The following is an 18,817-nucleotide window of genomic DNA, read 5'->3' as shown; positions in this document are numbered from 1 at the left end:
GTGTCATGCAGTTGATTGAACATTCCGACTCGCCGCGCTACATCCGCCTGCACGAGCGGGACAACGTAGTGATCGTGGTCAATGATCAGGGTGTACCGGCCGGCACCGAGTTTGCGGACGGTCTGGTTACCGTGGATTTCGTGCCGCAGAGCCACAAGGTCACCCTGGAAGACATTTCCGAAGGTGGCCAGGTGATTCGTTATGGCCAGGTCATTGGCTATGCCTTGCAGCCGATTCCCCGAGGCAGTTGGGTCAAGGAAGATCAACTGCGCATGCCGACCGCGCCACCGCTGGACAGCCTGCCGCTGTCCACCGACGTGCCGGCCGCGCAGGCACCGCTGGAGGGCTTCACTTTCGAGGGTTATCGCAATGCCGACGGCACCGTCGGCACGCGCAACATTCTCGGCATCACTACCACCGTGCAGTGCGTGACCGGAGTACTGGATCATGCGGTCAAGCGCATCAAGGACGAGTTGCTGCCCAAGTACCCGCACGTCGATGACGTGGTGGCGCTGACCCACAGCTACGGCTGTGGCGTGGCCATCACCGCCACCGACGCGTACATCCCGATCCGCACCGTGCGCAACCTGGCGCGCAACCCGAACCTGGGTGGCGAAGCCTTGGTGATCAGTCTGGGCTGCGAGAAATTGCAGGCCGGGCAAGTGATGCACGAGAACGACAGCTCGGTGGATTTGAGCGAGCCATGGCTGTACCGCTTGCAGGATTCCAGTCACGGCTTCACCGAGATGATCGAGCAGATCATGGAACTGGCCGAGACGCGCTTGAAGAAGCTCGATCAACGTCGCCGGGAAACCGTGCCGGCATCCGAGTTGATCCTGGGCATGCAATGCGGGGGTAGTGATGCGTTCTCCGGCATCACCGCCAACCCGGCGCTCGGCTATGCCTCGGACCTGCTGCTGCGTGCCGGTGCGACGGTGATGTTCTCCGAAGTCACCGAAGTGCGCGATGCAATTTATCTGCTGACCTCCCGCGCGGAAAATCAGGACGTCGCCCAGGAACTGGTGCGGGAAATGGACTGGTACGACCGCTACCTGGCCAAGGGCGAGGCGGATCGCAGTGCCAACACCACGCCGGGCAACAAGAAGGGCGGGTTGTCGAACATCGTCGAGAAGTCATTGGGCTCGATCGTCAAGTCCGGCAGCAGCGCGATCAACGGGGTGCTTGGCCCTGGCGAGCGTTTCAAGCGCAAAGGCCTGATTTTCTGTGCGACCCCGGCCAGCGACTTTGTCTGCGGGACGTTGCAGTTGGCGGCGGGGATGAACCTGCATGTATTCACTACCGGTCGCGGCACGCCTTACGGGCTGGCCATGGCGCCGGTGGTGAAGGTATCGACCCGGACCGAACTGGCGCAACGCTGGCCGGACCTGATCGACATCGACGCCGGGCGAATTGCCACCGGGCGCGCATCCATCGAAGATCTTGGCTGGGAGTTGTTCCACTACTATCTGGACGTGGCGAGCGGCAAGAAGCAGACATGGGCCGAGCAGCACAAGCTGCATAACGACATCACCTTGTTTAACCCGGCGCCGATCACCTAAGACCGAGTCGCCTTCATTGCGAGCAAGCTCGCTCCCACAGTGGATTTTCGCCGTGCATAAATTTTGTGTTCGGCACTGGAAAAATGTGGGAGCGAGCTTGCTCGCGATATCGGTCTAACAGACGCCAGGGGACTTGGTGGCTTATCATTAGCCCCCTAACGACGCCCACCCCCAAGGTCATCCCGGCATGCTGGCAATTTTCCTCGAAACCCTGAACATCACCGCGCCGGTGTTCGTCATGTTGTTTCTGGGGGTGCTGCTCAAGCGCATCGACTGGATCAACGACAATTTCATCCACACCGCGTCGGCATTGGTGTTCAACGTCACCATGCCGGCGTTGCTGTTTTTGGGCATCCTGCATGCCGACCTGCACGCGGCGTTGCAGCCGGCGCTGCTGATCTATTTTTCCCTTGCGACCCTGGTGTGTTTTGCCATCGCCTGGGTTTGGGCGATCTGGAAGTGCCCGCGGGAAGATCGGGGGATCTACACCCAAGGTGCCTTTCGCGGTAACAACGGGGTCATTGGCCTGGCGCTGGCGGCAAGCATGTACGGCGACTACGGGATTTCCCTCGGAGCGATCCTGGCGGCGCTGGTGATCCTGTTCTACAACACCCTTTCGACCATCGTGCTGGCGGTGTACAGCCCGGTGATCAAGTCCGATCCGTGGAGCATCTGCAAAAGCGTATTCAGCAATCCGCTGATCATCAGTGTGATTGCGGCTGCACCCTTCGCTTATTTCAAGATCAGCTTGCCCGGCTGGCTGGAAACCTCCGGTCAGTACCTGGCGCAAACCACGTTGCCGCTGGCGCTGATCTGCATCGGCGGCACGCTGTCGCTGGCGGCGCTGCGCAAAAGCGGTTCGATGGCGTTCAGTTCGAGCCTGGTGAAAATGCTCGGTCTGCCGATCCTGGCGACACTCGGTGCGTGGCTCTGGGGCTTCCGTGGTGCGGAGCTGGGGATTCTGTTTTTGTACTTCGGCAGCCCGACGGCAGCGGCCAGTTTCGTCATGGCCCGGGCGGCGGACGGCAATCACGAGTTGGCGGCAGCGATCATCGTGATCACCACGCTGATGGCGGCGGTCACCACTAACGTCGGGATCTTCTTTTTGCAGTGGGGTGGCTGGATTTAACGCCTCTGTTCATCGGCCAGGGTTTTGCACGCCGGTTCGATTACCGGAGGCGCCTGGGTCGGATAGTGCGTGGGTATGACCTGAACCGGGGTCGTCACGACGAAGCCATCGGCAAAAGTCGTTTCGACAAAGGTCGCTTTCCAGCCATTTTCCGGTGTGTCGATCTGCATGTCGGCGTTGAACGGGTCCGTGAGCTTTACGTCTTCCGGCGCGTACTGGATGCCACAGGGGTGACGAAAGTCCCGGGCGACCGGATTTACCGCCGTCCACTGAACCACTCGCACCGGTGCCTCGGAAAAGCTCAGCCCCATCCCTTGTGATGAAACGTGCGGGTTCGAGCGCATGGAAATGACCGGCAAAGGCTTGTCCTGTTGCCAGCGATTGATGACCGGTATCAGAGAGTTCTCGATGAACCGGTTGATACCGTAGTGGCTCGCATTGGGAGCGACTCGCAAAGCTTTCGGACCTGGCAATTGATCGAAGAAATACTGCGAATTGTCTGGCAGGAAAAAATCGTCGCTGCTGGCATTGACGATGTATTTCGGAATCGCCAGCCGATCGGCATAGCGGGTTTGCAGGTAGCTTAACGGGTCTTCGATTTTCATCAGGTGTGCGAAGTTTTCAGTCTTGATCTGTTGGGTGATGCCCTCGTGATGGTAGTCAAAAAATGCCAGTGGCCAGTTCTTTCCATAGGCTTGCCAGGTATGTTCAAGCACATTGTCCGTGCCCAGTACGTCGATCACAAACGGCACGATGGCCATGATCCGGTCATCTGCAATCGCCGCCAGCCAAGTGGTCCAGCCACGTTTTGATGCGCCGCTGGCAATGAATCGGTCTATTCCCCAGGGTTGCAGCTCCTTTTGCGCGAGGTCCATGGCCTTGACCATCGACACCACCATGGGCAGGCGCACCGACATGTACGGGCGCTGGTGCGGGGCATCGAGAAAGAGTTTCCAGCTGTGGGCGACACTGGCATCTTCCGTGCGCGCTATGCCGTCGTCGGCATAGGTCAGGTACTGGTTCGGAACGTTGCTGACTGAAATGACAATCGTGCGTGTTTTGCGCGCCACTTCAAGTGCCATGGCTTCGGTAAAGTCCGTCGGTTCGCCGGCGTTGTTTTTCCCTGCGTTGGGGGTTCCGTTATTGGCAACCAACAGTGACTGGGCGCGCAGGGCATTGTCCGGGATGTAGATGTCCACGGTGTGTTTCCACTGTGCTGGACTGACCAATCCCAGCGGCGACCATTGCTGGGAGGACAGGTCGAAACTGCGCTTTTCCACACCTGGAAATGTCGTGTTGCCTTTGGCGGTGTAAACCAGTGGATTGGCGTCTTCGGCTTTCTTGTAGCAGGCAAGCACTTCGCTGAAGTCTTGATTGCTGGCCTCGAAACACGCCTGGGCAGAGGCATGTATCGAGCTGCTGACGAGCAGACTGGATAACATCAATTTCGACAATACGTACCGGGCGGGCAATCCCATGGGAACCTTCCTTGTAAAGCCGGGGGGGCTGGGTACAACGAAGATGCGCCGGCCTTCCCCTGGCGGTTTTTTGTCGGCGCAGTGTGTCGAAAGGAGGTGTGGATGAACAGGTTTGGCGGGGCGCCTTTTATTGTCGAAATATGTGGTTGAGCCGTTCAGTCACGAGCGTTACCGAGGGCTGTGGTCCGCTCTGGCGATGGTGATCACTCCGGCTTCTGGTAGCTGTCGATCACTTCCTGCGCCGCGCGAAACGCATCGATCGCGGCCGGCACGCCGGCATACACCGCGCAATGCAGCAGCGCTTCGCGAATCTCCTCCACGGTGCAGCCGTTGTTCAGTGCGCCGCGTACGTGACCTTTCAGCTCCTGCGGGCACTTGAGTGCGGTCAGGGCTGCGAGGGTGATCAGGCTACGGGTTTTCAGCGGCAGGCCTTCGCGATTCCACACGCCGCCCCAGGCGTGTTCATTGACGAAGTCCTGCAGCGGCTGGGTGAACTCGGTGGCGTTGCCCAGTGCGCGGTCGACGAAGGCGTCGCCCATCACTTGGCGGCGGACTTCAACGCCGGGTTTTTTATTCTCGGTCATGGGACTTCCTTCTTATGGTGTTGGCGACGCCAGGCGCGAAGTGACGTGAACAGCAAAAACGCTACCAGCGCTGGCAGGACGAATAACAGCATCAAGTGTTCCAGCTTGCCGGCCAGTGGCATGCCGGTGGTGAACGACACCACGTGCAGCCCATACGCCAGGTACAAACCCAGAAACAGCAGGCCTTCGGCGCGGGTCACCCGATAGCCGGAGTAGAACACCGGCAGGCACAGCGCCGCGATGCCGAGCATCACCGGCAGGTCGAAATCCAGGGCGTTGGGCGACACCGACAGCGGTGACGGTGCCACGAGCGCGGTAAAGCCGAGCACGCCCAGGAGGTTGAACAGGTTGCTGCCAATCACGTTGCCCACGGCAATATCGCGTTCGCCGCGTATAGCTGCGATCAACGAAGTGGCGAGCTCAGGCAGTGAGGTGCTGACGGCGACGATGGTCAGGCCGATGATCCGCTCCGACAGCCCAAGGTCGGTAGCGACCGCAACGGCTGCCCCCAGCAGCAAGTGTCCGGCGTACACCAGCATCGCCAGTCCGGCGACGATCATCAGCAGGCTGCTCAGCCATGACGCCTGGCCGTTGTGATCATGGCTCGATACCGGGCGTGCCGAGTGTCGCGACTGACGCAGTAACAAGCCCAGGTAAATCGCCAGCGCCGTCAGCAACATCACGCCGTCGGCCCGGGTCAGTTCTTCATTCCAGGCGAGTACGAACACCAACAGGCTGGCGCCGATCATCAACGGAATATCCAGGCGCACCAATTGTCGGGAAACCCGCAGCGGAATGATCAGCGCAGACAACCCGAGGGTGACGAGGATGTTGAAAATGCTGCTGCCGATCACACTGCCGACGGCGATGTCGGCATTGTGCGCCAGGGTCGCTTGCAGGCTGACCGCCATCTGCGGTGCGCTGCTGCCGAGGGCGACGATAGTCAGGCCGATGATCAGCGGTCGTACGTGCAATCGCGCGGCGATGCGTACGGCGGCGCGCACCATCAATTCGGCGCCGATAATCAGCAGGAGCAATCCGCTGAGCAATTCGATCACGCTGATCAGGGGTAAATCGGCTAATCCGAAAATGGTCGGGGCTCCATCGGTCAGTCGTCGAGGGCTTGCACGCGAACCCGCGCGGTGCCGCTGCGCAGCATGCCCAGGCGCTCGGCGGCTTCCTTGGACAGGTCGATCAGGCGGCCCCGGGTGTGCGGCCCGCGATCATTGATGCGCACCACGCAGGATTTGTCGTTATTCAGATTAGTGACCTTCACCCGTGTACCGAAGGGTAGCTGGCGATGGGCGGCGGTCATGGAATTCATGTTGAAACGCTCGCCGTTGGCGGTGCGTTTGCCTTGGTGTTTGGCGCCGTAGTACGAAGCCACGCCGGTTTTGTCGTAGCCATGCGGATCGACGGTGTCGGTGCTGGCGCAACCGGCCAGGAGCGAGAGGAGGGCGCAAAGTCCAAGTAGACGCTTCATTTGAAAGCTTCCGAAAGCAAATGTGGGAGCGAGCTTGCTCGCGATTGGCATTCTGACAGTCAACTTTGTGTTGAGTGCCGGACCGCTATCGCGAGCAAGCTGGCTCCCACAGGGAATGGAGCCAGATTTTAGAGCTGGCTCCATTCTCATTAGCCTTCGAGCTTGCTTTTGAGCAGTTCGTTGACCTGTTGCGGGTTGGCCTTGCCTTTGGAGGCTTTCATGGCCTGACCGACGAAGAAGCCGAACATCTTGCCGCGCTTGGCTTCGTCTGCCGCGCGGTATTGTTCGACCTGCTCGGCGTTGGCCGCGAGCATTTCGTCCAGCACCGCCGAGATGGCGCCGGTGTCGGTCACTTGCTTGAGGCCGCGCTTGTCGATGATCTCGTCTGCGCTGCCTTCGCCGTTGGCCATCGCTTCAAACACCACCTTGGCGATCTTGCCGGAGATAGTGTTGTCCTTGATGCGCAGCAGCATGCCGCCCAGAAGCTCGGCGGAAACCGGCGACTCTTCGATGTCCAGACCTTGCTTGTTGAGCAGGCTGCCCAACTCGACCATCACCCAGTTCGCCGCCAGTTTGGCGTCGCCGCCGATGCTCGCGACTTTCTCGAAGTAATCGGCTTGCTCGCGGCTGGTGGCCAGCACGCTGGCGTCATAGACCGACAGACCGAATTGCTCCTGGAAGCGCTCGCGCTTTTGCGGTGGCAATTCCGGCAGGGTGGCGCGCACGTCGTCGAGGAAGGAGTTCTCTATGACCACTGGCAACAGGTCAGGATCGGGGAAGTAACGGTAGTCGTTGGCTTCCTCTTTGCTGCGCATTGGACGGGTCTCGTCCTTGTTCGGGTCGTACAGGCGGGTCTGCTGGATCACCTTGCCGCCGTCTTCGATCAATTCGATCTGACGCTGGATTTCGCTGTTGATCGCCTTCTCGATGAAGCGGAACGAGTTGACGTTCTTGATCTCGCAGCGGGTGCCGAACTCGGCCTGGCCTTTCGGACGGATCGACACGTTGCAGTCGCAACGCAGCGAACCTTCGGCCATGTTGCCGTCGCAAATCCCTAAGTAACGCACCAGGGCGTGGATCGCCTTGACGTAGGCCACGGCTTCCTTGGCGCTGCGCATGTCCGGCTCGGAAACGATTTCCAGCAGCGGCGTGCCGGCACGGTTCAGGTCGATGCCGGTGGCGCCGCTGAATTCTTCGTGCAGGCTCTTGCCGGCGTCTTCTTCCAGGTGCGCGCGGGTGATGCCGACACGTTTGACCGTGCCGTCCTCGAGTGCGATGTCCAGGTGGCCCTTGCCGACGATCGGCAGCTCCATCTGGCTGATCTGGTAGCCCTTGGGCAAATCCGGGTAGAAGTAGTTTTTACGGGCGAACACGTTGTGCTGGCCGATCTCGGCGTCAATCGCCAGACCGAACATCACCGCCATACGTACCGCTTCCTGGTTCAGCACCGGCAATACGCCCGGCATACCCAGGTCTACCAGGCTGGCCTGGGTATTCGGCTCGGAACCGAAGGTGGTGGAACTACCGGAAAAGATTTTCGACCGGGTGGTGAGCTGGGTATGAATCTCCAGCCCGATCACGACTTCCCATTGCATGTGTGTCTCCTCAGAAGCCGGTTGGGGTGCGGGTGTGCCAGTCAGTGTTCAACTGATACTGGTGGGCAACGTTCAACAGGCGACCTTCCTGGAAATACGGAGCGAGCAATTGCACGCCGACCGGCAGGCCGTCGACAAAACCGGCCGGCATCGACAGGCCGGGCAGGCCAGCGAGGTTGGCGGTGATGGTGTAGACGTCTTCCAGGTACGCAGCGACCGGGTCGCTGTTCTTGGCGCCAAGCTTCCAGGCCGGGTTCGGCGTGGTTGGGCCGAGGATGATGTCGACCTCATTGAAGGCGGCCATGAAGTCGTTCTTGATCAAGCGACGAATCTTCTGCGCCTTCAGGTAGTAGGCGTCGTAGTAACCGGCGGACAGGGCGTAGGCACCGACCATGATCCGGCGCTGCACTTCTGTCCCGAAACCTTCGCCACGAGAGCGCTTGTACAGGTCTTCCAGGTTTTTCGGGTCTGCGCAACGGTAGCCGAAACGTACGCCGTCGAAACGCGACAGGTTGGAGGACGCTTCCGCCGGGGCGATCACGTAGTACGCAGGAATCGCGTGCTGCATGTTCGGCAGGCTGATTTCCTTGACCACGGCGCCGAGTTTTTTCAGCTCTTCGACGCTGGCCATGACCAGGTCGGCAATGCGCGGGTCGAGACCGGCGCTGAAGTACTCTTTCGGCACACCGATACGCAGGCCTTGCAGCGAACCGTTGAGGCTGGCGCTGTAGTCCGGCACGGGCTCATCGATGCTGGTGGAGTCGTTCGGATCGAAGCCGGCCATACCTTGCAACAAAATCGCGCAGTCTTCGGCAGTGCGCGCCAACGGGCCGCCCTGATCGAGGCTGGAGGCGTAAGCGATCATGCCCCAGCGCGATACGCGACCGTACGTCGGTTTCAGGCCGGTGAGGTTGGTCAATGCTGCTGGCTGGCGGATCGAGCCGCCGGTGTCGGTGCCGGTAGCCGCAGGCAACAGACGAGCGGCCACCGCGGCGGCCGAACCACCGGACGAACCACCCGGAACGTGTTCCAGGTTCCACGGGTTTTTCACCGCGCCGTAGTAGCTCGACTCGTTGGCCGAACCCATGGCGAATTCGTCCATGTTGGTCTTGCCCAGGGTCACGGCGCCGGCAGCGGCCAGCTTGGCGACGACGGTGGCGTCGTACGGGGCCTTGAAGTTGTCGAGCATCTTCGAGCCGCAGCTGGTGCGAATGCCCTGGGTGCAGAACAGGTCCTTGTGGGCGATCGGCGCGCCGAGCAGGGCGCCGCTCTCACCATTGGCCCGGCGGGCGTCAGCGGCTTTCGCCTGCGTCAGCGCCAGGTCTTCGGTGAGGCTGATGAAACTGTTGAGCTGCGGATCGAGCTGGGCGATGCGCGCCAGCAGGACCTTGGTCAGCTCTTCGGAGGAAAACTTTTTATCGGCGAGTCCGCGGGCGATCTCGGCCAGAGTCAATTGATGCATTGCAGGCTCTTTCCCTATTAGTCGATGACTTTCGGAACCAGGTACAGGCCGTTTTCGACCGCTGGTGCGATGGACTGGTAGGCCTCGCGGTGATTGGTCTCGGTCACGACGTCTGCGCGCAGGCGCTGGCTGGCTTCCAGTGGGTGGGCCAGCGGTTCGATACCATCGGTATTGACCGCCTGCATTTCGTCGACCAGCCCGAGAATGCTGTTAAGGGCCGAAGTGATGTGTGGAAGATCGGCATCATTAAGGCCAAGGCAGGCCAGATGAGCGATTTTTTCCACGTCGGAGCGTTCAAGCGCCATTGGGATTCTCCAGTGGAAAACAAAACGGACGGCGTCCGTGTGTTAGATTGTCGGAACACTACCGCACTTCTACGGTCATAAGGCCGCGATTGTGGGGCTTGGTGCACAGAAAAGCGGCCAATTTAACATATTGGCGCCTTGCCCAAAATCCCTGTCGTTGTTAGAGTTTGCCGCACTTTTTTACCCACGCGTTGCCTAGGGTCCCTTTCCCATGTTCAAGAAACTGCGTGGCATGTTTTCCAGCGATCTTTCCATTGACCTGGGCACTGCCAACACCCTTATTTACGTGCGCGAGCGCGGTATCGTCCTGAATGAGCCCTCCGTTGTGGCCATTCGGACACACGGTAACCAGAAAAGTGTCGTTGCTGTCGGCACCGAAGCCAAGCGCATGCTGGGTCGTACGCCGGGCAACATTGCTGCCATTCGTCCGATGAAAGACGGCGTGATCGCCGACTTCAGCGTGTGCGAAAAAATGCTGCAGTACTTCATCAACAAGGTTCACGAAAACAGCTTCCTGCAGCCTAGCCCACGCGTGTTGATCTGCGTTCCATGCAAATCCACCCAGGTTGAGCGTCGTGCCATCCGTGAATCGGCCCTTGGCGCCGGTGCCCGTGAAGTGTTCCTGATCGAAGAGCCAATGGCCGCTGCGATCGGTGCCGGCCTGCCGGTTGAAGAAGCTCGCGGTTCGATGGTCGTGGATATCGGTGGCGGTACCACTGAAATCGCGCTGATCTCCCTGAACGGTGTGGTTTACGCCGAATCCGTACGTGTGGGCGGCGACCGCTTCGACGAAGCGATCATCACCTACGTGCGTCGTAACTACGGCAGCCTGATCGGTGAATCCACCGCCGAGCGCATCAAGCAGGAAATCGGTACCGCGTATCCGGGCGGCGAAGTTCGCGAAGTCGACGTTCGCGGCCGTAACCTGGCCGAAGGCGTTCCACGCGCATTCACCCTGAACTCCAACGAAGTGCTGGAAGCTCTGCAAGAGTCCCTGGCAACCATCGTTCAGGCCGTGAAAAGCGCCCTGGAGCAATCGCCTCCGGAGCTGGCTTCCGATATCGCCGAACGTGGCCTGGTACTGACCGGTGGTGGCGCCTTGCTGCGTGACCTGGACAAATTGCTGGCCCAGGAAACCGGTCTGCCGGTGATCGTTGCCGAAGACCCGCTGACCTGCGTTGCTCGCGGCGGTGGCCGTGCATTGGAAATGATGGATAAACACACCATGGACCTGCTTTCCAGCGAATAAGTCGCCGGATTGCCTCTATGCTGTTGAGCGCGCAGGCGGCACTTTGCAGTGCTGCCTGTTCGCGTTTATCTTCTGTCAGTCTGCATCCAGGCCGGATTGCTGTCGTATGAATAAACAGAACATTTGCCTGGGAGGAGCGGCTTATTAAACCGCTTTTCACCAAGGGCCCTTCACTTGGCGTGCGCCTGTTGGTGCTGGTCGTGCTATCGGTCGCGCTGATGGTGGTCGATGCCCGTTTCAGTCTGCTCAAGCCTGCACGCAGCCAGATGTCGCTGGTGCTGATGGACGCCTACTGGATCACCGACCTGCCCGGACGGCTGTGGGAAGGCGTTGCCAGTCAGTTTGGCAGCCGGACCGAACTCGTCGCCGAAAACGAAAAACTCAAGACCGAGAACCTGCTGTTGCAGGGGCGCATGCAGAAGCTTGCCGCCCTGACCGAGCAGAACGTTCGGCTGCGCGAGTTGCTCAACTCTTCGGCCCTGGTCAACGAGAAGGTCGAAGTGGCCGAGTTGATCGGCATGGACCCCAACCCCTTCACCCATCGCATCATCATCAATAAAGGTGAGCGCGATGGCGTGGTCCTCGGTCAGCCGGTACTCGATGCCCGTGGCCTGATGGGGCAGGTGGTCGAGTTGATGCCCTACACCTCCCGCGTCTTGCTGCTGACCGATACCACCCACAGCATTCCGGTGCAGGTGAACCGTAACGGTTTGCGGGCGATTGCCAGCGGCACCGGCAACCCGGAACGTCTCGAGTTGCGGCATGTGGCCGATACCGCCGACATCAAGGAGGGCGACCTGCTGGTCAGCTCCGGCCTCGGTCAGCGTTTCCCGGCGGGTTATCCGGTGGCGACGGTCAAGGAAGTGATTCACGATTCCGGCCAGCCGTTTGCCATTGTCCGCGCCGTTCCGACCGCCGCCTTGAACCGTAGCCGTTACCTGTTGCTGGTGTTCAGCGACAACCGGACTGCCGAAGAGCGCGTCAACGCTGCCGCCCAGGCCCAGGAAAGCCTGGATGCGCAGGGCGGTGGGCCGATCATTCCGTCGACGGTTCCGAAACCGGTCAGCCCCGCGGTACCCGCTGTACCGGCCGCCGCACCGGCGATTCCTGCGACGGCGGCGCCTGCGGCCACCGCGCCAGCCAAGCCAACCACCACGCCAGCCAAGCCTGCGGCCTCGCATCCTGCGGCGGCTAAACCGCCGGCGGCGCAACCCGCTGCCGCGAAGCCTGCTGCCAAACCGCCAGTGTCCGCGCCGGCCACTCCAGTGGGGAGAGAATAATGGGCGGTGTGAAAGCATCCCGAAACGGCTGGATAGTCTGGCTGACGTTCGCCGTCGGTCTGCTGTTGAGCGTTTCGCCTCTGCCGCAATTCATGGAAATCCTGCGCCCGCTGTGGCTGGCATTGTTGCTGGCATTCTGGGCGTTGAACCTGCCGCAGACCGTCGGGATGGTGACGGCGTTTTGCCTGGGGCTGGCTGAAGACGTTCTCTACGGTACCTTGCTGGGTCAGAATGCCTTGATCCTGACGCTCATCACCTATCTGGTGCTGGCGCTGCAGCAGCGCCTGCGGATGTTCCCGATGTGGCAACAGAGCCTGGTGATCCTGGTGATCTTCGGCCTCGCCCAGCTTGTACAACTGTGGCTCAGTGCCTTGACCGGCAATCGTCAGCCGACGTTGGCGCTGGTGCTGCCGGCACTGGTCAGTGCGCTGCTCTGGCCCTGGATCAGTTTCGGTTTGCGCGGACTGCGTCGACGCTACAAAATTAATTAATTCGCTCAGGCATTGGACAGGGAGAGGTCTTGATGAAACGGTTGTACCTCGCCTCTGGTTCGCCGCGTCGACGTGAATTGCTCACGCAGATCGGCGTTGCGTTCTGCGCCGTCAATGCGGACATCGATGAAACTCCTTTAGCTCAAGAATCCCCATCGGCCTACGTCGAGCGTCTGGCACGCGGCAAGGCCGAGGCCGGGCGCGGCGTCGTCGTGTCTGACGAACCATTCTGCGTGCTCGGTGCCGATACCGCCGTGGTACTCGATGGAAAAATTCTCGGCAAACCGGTTGATCAAGCGGATGCGTGCGCCATGCTGACGATGCTGTCAGGGTGTGAACATGAAGTCCTGACCGCGATTGCCGTGCTCGATGGCGGACGTTGCGAATCCCGGGTTGTCACCAGCCGGGTACGTTTTCGAGATATCAGTCGTGAGGAAGCCGCAGCCTACTGGGCCAGCGGCGAACCACGGGACAAGGCGGGCGGTTATGGCATTCAAGGACTGGGTGCGGTGTTTGTCGCCGGGCTCGATGGAAGTTATTCAGCGGTGGTCGGACTACCGCTTTGCGAAACCGCGGAACTGCTCGGCCATTTCGGCATACCCTGTTGGCAACCCCGGAACGCACACCAAGCAACGTTCTGAACAGATGCGGCCATTATCGTGAACATGCCTGAACGAGACCCTGCCATGAGTGAAGAGATTCTGATCAACATCACGCCGATGGAGTCGCGCGTGGCGGTGGTCGAAAACGGTGTCCTGCAAGAGGTCCACGTCGAGCGTACGCAAAAGCGCGGGATCGTCGGCAACATCTATAAAGGCAAAGTCGTGCGGGTATTGCCTGGAATGCAGGCGGCATTCGTCGATATCGGCCTGGACCGTGCCGCGTTCATTCATGCGTCGGAAATTTCCCTGCGCGAAGGCCCGGCGGTCGAGAGCATCAGTGCACTGGTGCACGAGGGCCAGAGCCTGGTGGTGCAGGTGACCAAGGATCCGATCGGTTCCAAAGGCGCACGCCTGACCACTCAGTTGTCGATCCCTTCGCGTTATCTGGTGTACATGCCACGCACGGCCCATGTCGGCATTTCTCTGAAGATCGAAGACGAAGCCGAGCGCGAACGCCTCAAACAGGTGGTCACTGATTGCGTGGCCAAGGAAGGTATCAAGGAGGCTGGCGGTTTCATCCTGCGCACGGCAGCCGAAGGTGCCGGCGCGGATGAAATCCTCATGGACATCCGTTATCTGCGCCGTCTTTGGGATCAGATCAACGCCCAGATCAAAACCATCAGTGCGCCTAGCGTAATCTACGAAGACCTCGGTCTGGCGCTGCGCACCCTGCGTGACCTGGTGAGCCCGAAAATCGAGAAGATCCGCATCGACTCCCGGGAAACCTTTCAGAAAACCACGCAATTCGTCGCCGAACTGATGCCCGAGATCGCTGACCGCCTGGAGCATTACCCGGGCGAGCGGCCGATTTTCGACCTGTATGGCGTCGAAGACGAAATCCAGAAAGCACTCGAACGCAAGGTCCCGCTCAAGTCCGGCGGTTATCTGGTGGTCGATCCGGCGGAAGCCATGAGCACCATCGACGTCAATACCGGGGCGTTCGTCGGCCACCGCAATCTCGAAGAGACCATCTTCAAGACCAACCTCGAAGCCGCGACGGCCATCGCCCGTCAATTGCGCCTGCGTAACCTGGGCGGAATCATCATCATCGACTTCATCGACATGGAAGATGAAGAGCACCAGCGCCAGGTGTTGCGCACGCTCGAAAAGCAACTGGAGCGCGATCACGCCAAGACCAACATCATCGGTATCACCGAGCTGGGCCTGGTGCAGATGACCCGCAAGCGCACTCGCGAAAGCCTTGAACAGGTGTTGTGCGAGCCGTGCAATGCCTGTCAGGGACGGGGCAAGCTCAAGACCCCGGAAACCGTTTGCTACGAAATCTTCCGTGAAATCCTGCGCGAGGCTCGCGCCTATCAGGCGGAAGGCTATCGTGTATTGGCAAACCAGAAAGTGGTGGACCGCCTGCTCGACGAAGAGTCGGGCAACGTTGCCGAACTGGAAGGGTTTATCGGGCGCACCATCCGCTTTCAGGTCGAAACCATGTATTCCCAGGAACAATACGACGTGGTGCTGCTCTGAAGCGTTTTGTTTTGATTGTTCGAGAATGGCTGGCCTCAGCTTTTTGCAAAACTTTTGCCATGGGGGCCACCTGACATGGACCGTCTGACACGCATATTGGCCGCACTGACCCGCTGGGGTCTGGGCCTGTGCGCGTTGGTTTTGGTGTTGATGGCGCTCTACGTCAGCCTTGGCCGGGAGCTGACGCCGCTAGTCGCCGAGTACCGCGCCGACATCGAAACCAAAGCCAGCGATGCCTTGGGCATGCCGTTGCAGATCGGCGAGCTCGAAGGCAACTGGAGTGGATTCGCCCCTATATTGATGGCCCGCGACGTGACGGTCGGCGACGGCGCCAATGCCTTGCACCTGGATCAGGTGCGCGCGGTGCCGGACCTTTGGGCCAGCTTGTTGGCCCGCCAGGTACGCATCGCTCATCTGGAGTTCAGCGGCCTCAAGATCAACCTCAGGCAAGGTGAGGGCGGTCAGTGGGCTCTGGAAGGTTTGCCGATGCGCCAGGACCAGCCCACCGATCCGGAGCAACTGCTCAATCAGATGCAGATGATCCAGCAACTGTCGGTGCTCGACAGCCAGGTGACCTTGCAGCCGTTTGGCGAATCGCCGCTGACCTTGACTTATGTCGGCCTGAATCTGAAAACCGGGGCGTCGCGGCAGCGGCTCGACGCACGGCTGACCCTGCCGGACGGGCAACCGGTGGCCATGAGCCTGCGTACCCGTATTCGAGCCAGTCAATGGAAGGACGGTGAAGCCGAGGTCTACCTGAGCCTGCCGCAAAGCGACTGGTCGAAGTGGTTGCCTGAACGTCTGACCCAACAGTGGAATTTTTCCGAGATCAAGGCCGGCGGCGAGCTGTGGGTGACCTGGGGCAAAGGCGCCTTGCAAAGCGCTGCGGTGCGCGTGAACGCGCCACAACTCAAGGGTGCCTACGCCGAGCGCAAGCCGATCCAGATCAATAACCTGGCGCTCAATGGTTACTTCCAGCGCAGTGCCAAAGGTGCGTCAGTGACTCTGGACTCCCTGGCGATGAACTTCGGCGAGACCCGCTGGGAAACGCATCTGCAGCTCACGCAAAACGCCGCCACTGATAAAACCGAAGAACTCTGGCACCTGCAAGCCGACCGGGTTGATCTCACGCCGCTGACCCCGCTGCTCAACGCCCTGGCGCCGTTACCAGAGGGTTTTGCCACGGTCGTCGAGCGGCTCAAGGTCACGGGTGGCCTGCGTAACGTGCTGGTCGACTTCCGCCCCAATGCCACCGACGACAGCAAGTTCGGGTTTGCCGCCAACCTCGACCAGGTGGGCTTCGACGCCTATCACGGTGCGCCGGCGGCGCGAAATGTCAGCGGCAGCATCAGCGGTGACCTGGGGAACGGCGAACTGCGCATGGACAGCAAGGATTTCATGCTGCACCTGGACCCGATTTTCGCCAAGCCATGGCAGTACATTCAGGCCAATGCGCGGCTGACCTGGAAACTCGATAAAGAAGGTTTCACCCTGATCGCGCCGTATCTGAAAGTGCTGGGCGAGGAAGGCAAGATCGCCGGCGACTTCCTGATTCGCCTGTATTTCGATCACACCCGGGAAGATTACATGGACTTGCGGGTCGGCCTGGTGGACGGTGACGGTCGCTACACCGCCAAGTACTTGCCGACGGTCCTCAGTCCGGCGCTGGACGAATGGCTGCGCACGGCGATTCTCAAGGGCGCGGTGGATCAAGGCTTCTTCCAGTATCAAGGGTCGCTCAGCCCCGGTGCCGCGGACGTCGATCGCAGCATCAGCCTGTACTTCAAGGTTCACGATGCCGAACTGGCCTTCCAGCCGGGCTGGCCCCATGTCAGCAAGGTCAGCGGCGATGTGTTTGTCGAAGACAGCGGCGTGCGGATTCTGGCCAGCACGGGCCAGTTGCTCGACACCCAGGTCAACGATATCTACGTCGACATTCCCCATGTGCCGGCCGGGCAGAACGTTCATTTGTTCCTCGATGGCGGATTTGCCGGCGGTTTGGGCGATGGCCTGAAAATCCTCCAGGAAGCACCGATCGGCACCGCAGCAACCTTTGCCGGCTGGGAAGGCGAGGGTGACCTGCAAGGCAAGTTGAAACTCGATATTCCCCTGGCAAAAGGCGAGGAGCCGAAGATCCTCGTCGATTTCAAGACCGCCAGGGCGCGCTTGAAGCTGGCCGAACCTGCGCTGGAACTGACCCAACTCAAAGGTGATTTCCGTTTCGACAGCGGCAAAGGCCTGACCGGGCAGAACATCAGCGCCCGGGCGTTCGACAAACCGGTCACCGCACAGATATTTGCCGATGGCAGCCCGGGCAAGCACAGTACCCGGGTGGCCGCGTCAGGGCAGGTCGAGGTCAAGAAACTGACCGACTGGCTGAAGGTCACCCAGCCTCTGCCGGTGAGCGGTGTGATCCCGTATCAACTGCAACTGACCCTGGACGGCGCCGACAGCCAGTTGATGGTCAATTCCAGCCTCAAGGGCGTGGCCGTCGATTTGCCTGCACCGTTCGGCATAACCTCCGAGGCCGGGCGCGACACCACGTTCCGCATGACCTTGCAGGGCGCCGAGCGGCGTTATTGGGTCAACTACGGGGACTTGGCGAGTTTCACGTTCGCGGCCCCGGCCAGTAGTTTCGCCGACGGTCGCGGGGAGTTGTTCCTCGGTGGCGGCGAGTCCGTCTTGCCTGGTACCAAAGGCTTGCGGATACGGGGCGTGCTGTCGGAGCTGGACGTTGGCCCGTGGAAGGATCTGGTGGACAGATACGCCGGACAAGACCCCGGCGGCAGCGCCAGGCAACTGCTCAGCGGCGCGGATTTCAAGGTGGGCAAACTCAGCGGTATCGGCACCACCCTCGATCAGGCCTCGATCCAGCTGGCGCGCAAGCCTTCCGCCTGGGCGCTACAACTGGACAGCCAGCAGATCAATGGCAGCGCCAGCCTTCCCGATGCGAAAGCCACGCCGATCACGATCAATCTGCAAACTGTGCGCCTGCCCGCACCGGACCCGACCGTGCTGGCCGATGAAAACTCGCCGGATCCGCTGGCGTCGGTGGACCCGACAAAAATCCCCGCGATGGACATCACCATCAATCAGCTATTCCAGGGGCAGGATCTGGTGGGGGGCTGGTCGCTGAAAATTCGTCCGACGCCCAAGGGCATAGAGTTCAACTCCCTGGACCTGGGCCTCAAGGGCATGCTGTTGGTGGGCAGCGGTGGTTGGGAAGGCGTGCCTGGCGCCAGCAACAGCTGGTACAAGGGTCGTATCAGCGGCAAGAACCTCGCCGATGTGCTCAAGGGCTGGGGGTTTGCGCCGAGCGTCACCAGCCAGGACTTCTATATGGATGTCGATGGCCGCTGGCCTGGCTCACCGGCCTGGGTGGCGACCAAGCGTTTCTCCGGCACGCTTGATGCGACCCTCAATCAGGGTCAGTTCGTCGAGGTTGAGGGCAGTGCCCAGGCGCTGCGGGTATTTGGCTTGCTCAACTTCAACTCCATCGGCCGGCGCCTGCGCCTGGATTTCTCCGACCTGTTCGGCAAAGGCCTGAGTTATGACCGGGTCAAGGGGCTGCTGGTCGGGACCAATGGTGTGTATGTCACCCGTAAGCCGATCCAGCTGACGGGCCCGTCGAGCACCATTGAACTCGACGGCACCCTGAACATGGTGGCCGATCAGATCGATGCGAAACTGATGGTGACCTTGCCGGTGACCAATAACCTGCCGATTGCCGCATTGATCGTCGGTGCACCCGCGGTCGGCGGGGCGCTGTTCCTGATCGACAAGCTGATCGGAGACCGGGTCGCCCGTTTCGCCAGTGTGAAGTACACCGTCAAAGGGCCTTGGAAAGAACCGAAGATTGCCTTCGACAAGGCTTTTTGAAACGCCATCCTTCGGGCCTATGGAGTAGCATGGCCATTGCGGCTCGCCCCCTGTAGGAGCGAGCCCGCTCGCGATGGACGTGAACGATGACGCAGGCTGTCTGAAAAAACGCGTCGCATTCAAACTCATCGCGAGCAAGCTCGCTCCTACAAGGTCTGTGTTGGTTTCAATAAGGAAAA

At 60.5% G+C, this 18,817-nt stretch carries 15 protein-coding genes; 8 read left to right on the top strand and 7 right to left on the bottom strand.

Going from position 1 to position 18,817, the window contains the following annotated elements:
- Positions 1-5 precede the first annotated feature (5 nt).
- Both garD and ABIE16_RS07240 read left to right on the top strand, forming a co-directional pair.
- Positions 6-1,559 carry a galactarate dehydratase gene (gene garD / locus ABIE16_RS07245; protein ID WP_429520784.1) on the top strand — a complete coding sequence of 518 codons (1,554 nt, stop codon included), beginning with the start codon at positions 6-8 and terminating at the stop codon, positions 1,557-1,559.
- A 187-nt stretch (positions 1,560-1,746) separates the two neighbouring features.
- Positions 1,747-2,688 (top strand): AEC family transporter, encoded by a 942-nt coding sequence (locus ABIE16_RS07240; protein ID WP_429520783.1) that lies wholly within the window; start codon positions 1,747-1,749, stop codon positions 2,686-2,688.
- Here the strand turns inward: ABIE16_RS07240 and ABIE16_RS07235 are convergent.
- From ABIE16_RS07235 to gatC, 7 genes are all read right to left on the bottom strand, one after another.
- The gene (locus ABIE16_RS07235) at positions 2,685-4,166 is read right to left on the bottom strand and encodes a PhoPQ-activated pathogenicity-related family protein (RefSeq protein WP_429520782.1); all 1,482 of its coding nucleotides are present in this window, start codon (positions 4,164-4,166) and stop codon (positions 2,685-2,687) included. The two genes, ABIE16_RS07240 and ABIE16_RS07235, sit on opposite strands and share 4 nt — an antisense overlap.
- A gap of 203 nt (positions 4,167-4,369) precedes the next feature.
- Positions 4,370-4,750, bottom strand: a complete 381-nt coding sequence (locus tag ABIE16_RS07230) for a carboxymuconolactone decarboxylase family protein (RefSeq protein WP_057716435.1) — start codon at positions 4,748-4,750, stop codon at positions 4,370-4,372.
- Positions 4,747-5,808: a calcium/sodium antiporter gene (locus tag ABIE16_RS07225; protein ID WP_057716434.1), complete on the bottom strand. Its 1,062-nt coding sequence runs from the start codon at positions 5,806-5,808 to the stop codon at positions 4,747-4,749. Before ABIE16_RS07225 ends, ABIE16_RS07230 begins: the two co-directional genes overlap by 4 nt.
- 50 nt (positions 5,809-5,858) lie before the next feature.
- Positions 5,859-6,233, bottom strand: coding sequence for a septal ring lytic transglycosylase RlpA family protein (locus ABIE16_RS07220; RefSeq protein WP_008051680.1), 375 nt, complete (start codon positions 6,231-6,233; stop codon positions 5,859-5,861).
- A gap of 149 nt (positions 6,234-6,382) precedes the next feature.
- Positions 6,383-7,828, bottom strand: a complete 1,446-nt coding sequence (gene gatB / locus ABIE16_RS07215; protein ID WP_090453075.1) for an Asp-tRNA(Asn)/Glu-tRNA(Gln) amidotransferase subunit GatB — start codon at positions 7,826-7,828, stop codon at positions 6,383-6,385.
- Between the two features lie 10 nt (positions 7,829-7,838).
- Entirely contained in the window at positions 7,839-9,290 is a 1,452-nt protein-coding gene (gene gatA, locus ABIE16_RS07210; protein ID WP_057398872.1) for an Asp-tRNA(Asn)/Glu-tRNA(Gln) amidotransferase subunit GatA, read from the bottom strand.
- A gap of 17 nt (positions 9,291-9,307) precedes the next feature.
- Positions 9,308-9,595 (bottom strand): Asp-tRNA(Asn)/Glu-tRNA(Gln) amidotransferase subunit GatC, encoded by a 288-nt coding sequence (gene gatC, locus ABIE16_RS07205; RefSeq protein WP_007901429.1) that lies wholly within the window; start codon positions 9,593-9,595, stop codon positions 9,308-9,310.
- Positions 9,596-9,806: 211 nt separating this feature from the next.
- On the opposite strand from gatC, the gene mreB reads away from it, so the two are divergent.
- The 6 genes from mreB to ABIE16_RS07175 all read left to right on the top strand — a co-directional run bounded on the left by mreB (position 9,807) and on the right by ABIE16_RS07175 (position 18,638).
- Positions 9,807-10,844, top strand: coding sequence for a rod shape-determining protein MreB (gene mreB / locus ABIE16_RS07200; RefSeq protein WP_002555108.1), 1,038 nt, complete (start codon positions 9,807-9,809; stop codon positions 10,842-10,844).
- A 191-nt stretch (positions 10,845-11,035) separates the two neighbouring features.
- Positions 11,036-12,124 (top strand): rod shape-determining protein MreC, encoded by a 1,089-nt coding sequence (gene mreC / locus ABIE16_RS07195; protein WP_407514504.1) that lies wholly within the window; start codon positions 11,036-11,038, stop codon positions 12,122-12,124.
- Entirely contained in the window at positions 12,124-12,615 is a 492-nt protein-coding gene (mreD, locus tag ABIE16_RS07190; protein WP_007970244.1) for a rod shape-determining protein MreD, read from the top strand. Before mreC ends, mreD begins: the two co-directional genes overlap by 1 nt.
- A gap of 32 nt (positions 12,616-12,647) precedes the next feature.
- Positions 12,648-13,256, top strand: a complete 609-nt coding sequence (locus ABIE16_RS07185; protein WP_429520781.1) for a Maf family protein — start codon at positions 12,648-12,650, stop codon at positions 13,254-13,256.
- Positions 13,257-13,301: 45 nt separating this feature from the next.
- Complete coding sequence (gene rng, locus ABIE16_RS07180) at positions 13,302-14,759, top strand: ribonuclease G (RefSeq protein WP_008018726.1); 1,458 nt, start codon at positions 13,302-13,304, stop codon at positions 14,757-14,759.
- 75 nt (positions 14,760-14,834) lie between these two features.
- Complete coding sequence (locus ABIE16_RS07175; RefSeq protein WP_429520780.1) at positions 14,835-18,638, top strand: YhdP family protein; 3,804 nt, start codon at positions 14,835-14,837, stop codon at positions 18,636-18,638.
- Positions 18,639-18,817: the final 179 nt, after the last annotated feature.

It is taken from the genome of Pseudomonas sp. 2725 (assembly GCF_050434585.1).
GTDB lineage: Bacteria > Pseudomonadota > Gammaproteobacteria > Pseudomonadales > Pseudomonadaceae > Aquipseudomonas > Aquipseudomonas jessenii.
The sequence above is the reverse complement of the archived record's forward strand: the minus strand, read 5'-3'. Positions and strand labels throughout refer to the sequence as shown.

Coding starts and splice junctions, on each gene's coding strand:
- garD (WP_429520784.1), top strand. CDS start 6: ATGCAGTTGATTGAACATTCCGACTCGCCGCGCTACATCCGCCTGCAC.
- ABIE16_RS07240 (WP_429520783.1), top strand. CDS start 1,747: ATGCTGGCAATTTTCCTCGAAACCCTGAACATCACCGCGCCGGTGTTC.
- ABIE16_RS07235 (WP_429520782.1), bottom strand. CDS start 4,166: ATGGGATTGCCCGCCCGGTACGTATTGTCGAAATTGATGTTATCCAGT.
- ABIE16_RS07230 (WP_057716435.1), bottom strand. CDS start 4,750: ATGACCGAGAATAAAAAACCCGGCGTTGAAGTCCGCCGCCAAGTGATG.
- ABIE16_RS07220 (WP_008051680.1), bottom strand. CDS start 6,233: ATGAAGCGTCTACTTGGACTTTGCGCCCTCCTCTCGCTCCTGGCCGGT.
- gatB (WP_090453075.1), bottom strand. CDS start 7,828: ATGCAATGGGAAGTCGTGATCGGGCTGGAGATTCATACCCAGCTCACC.
- gatA (WP_057398872.1), bottom strand. CDS start 9,290: ATGCATCAATTGACTCTGGCCGAGATCGCCCGCGGACTCGCCGATAAA.
- gatC (WP_007901429.1), bottom strand. CDS start 9,595: ATGGCGCTTGAACGCTCCGACGTGGAAAAAATCGCTCATCTGGCCTGC.
- mreB (WP_002555108.1), top strand. CDS start 9,807: ATGTTCAAGAAACTGCGTGGCATGTTTTCCAGCGATCTTTCCATTGAC.
- mreD (WP_007970244.1), top strand. CDS start 12,124: ATGGGCGGTGTGAAAGCATCCCGAAACGGCTGGATAGTCTGGCTGACG.
- ABIE16_RS07185 (WP_429520781.1), top strand. CDS start 12,648: ATGAAACGGTTGTACCTCGCCTCTGGTTCGCCGCGTCGACGTGAATTG.
- rng (WP_008018726.1), top strand. CDS start 13,302: ATGAGTGAAGAGATTCTGATCAACATCACGCCGATGGAGTCGCGCGTG.
- ABIE16_RS07175 (WP_429520780.1), top strand. CDS start 14,835: ATGGACCGTCTGACACGCATATTGGCCGCACTGACCCGCTGGGGTCTG.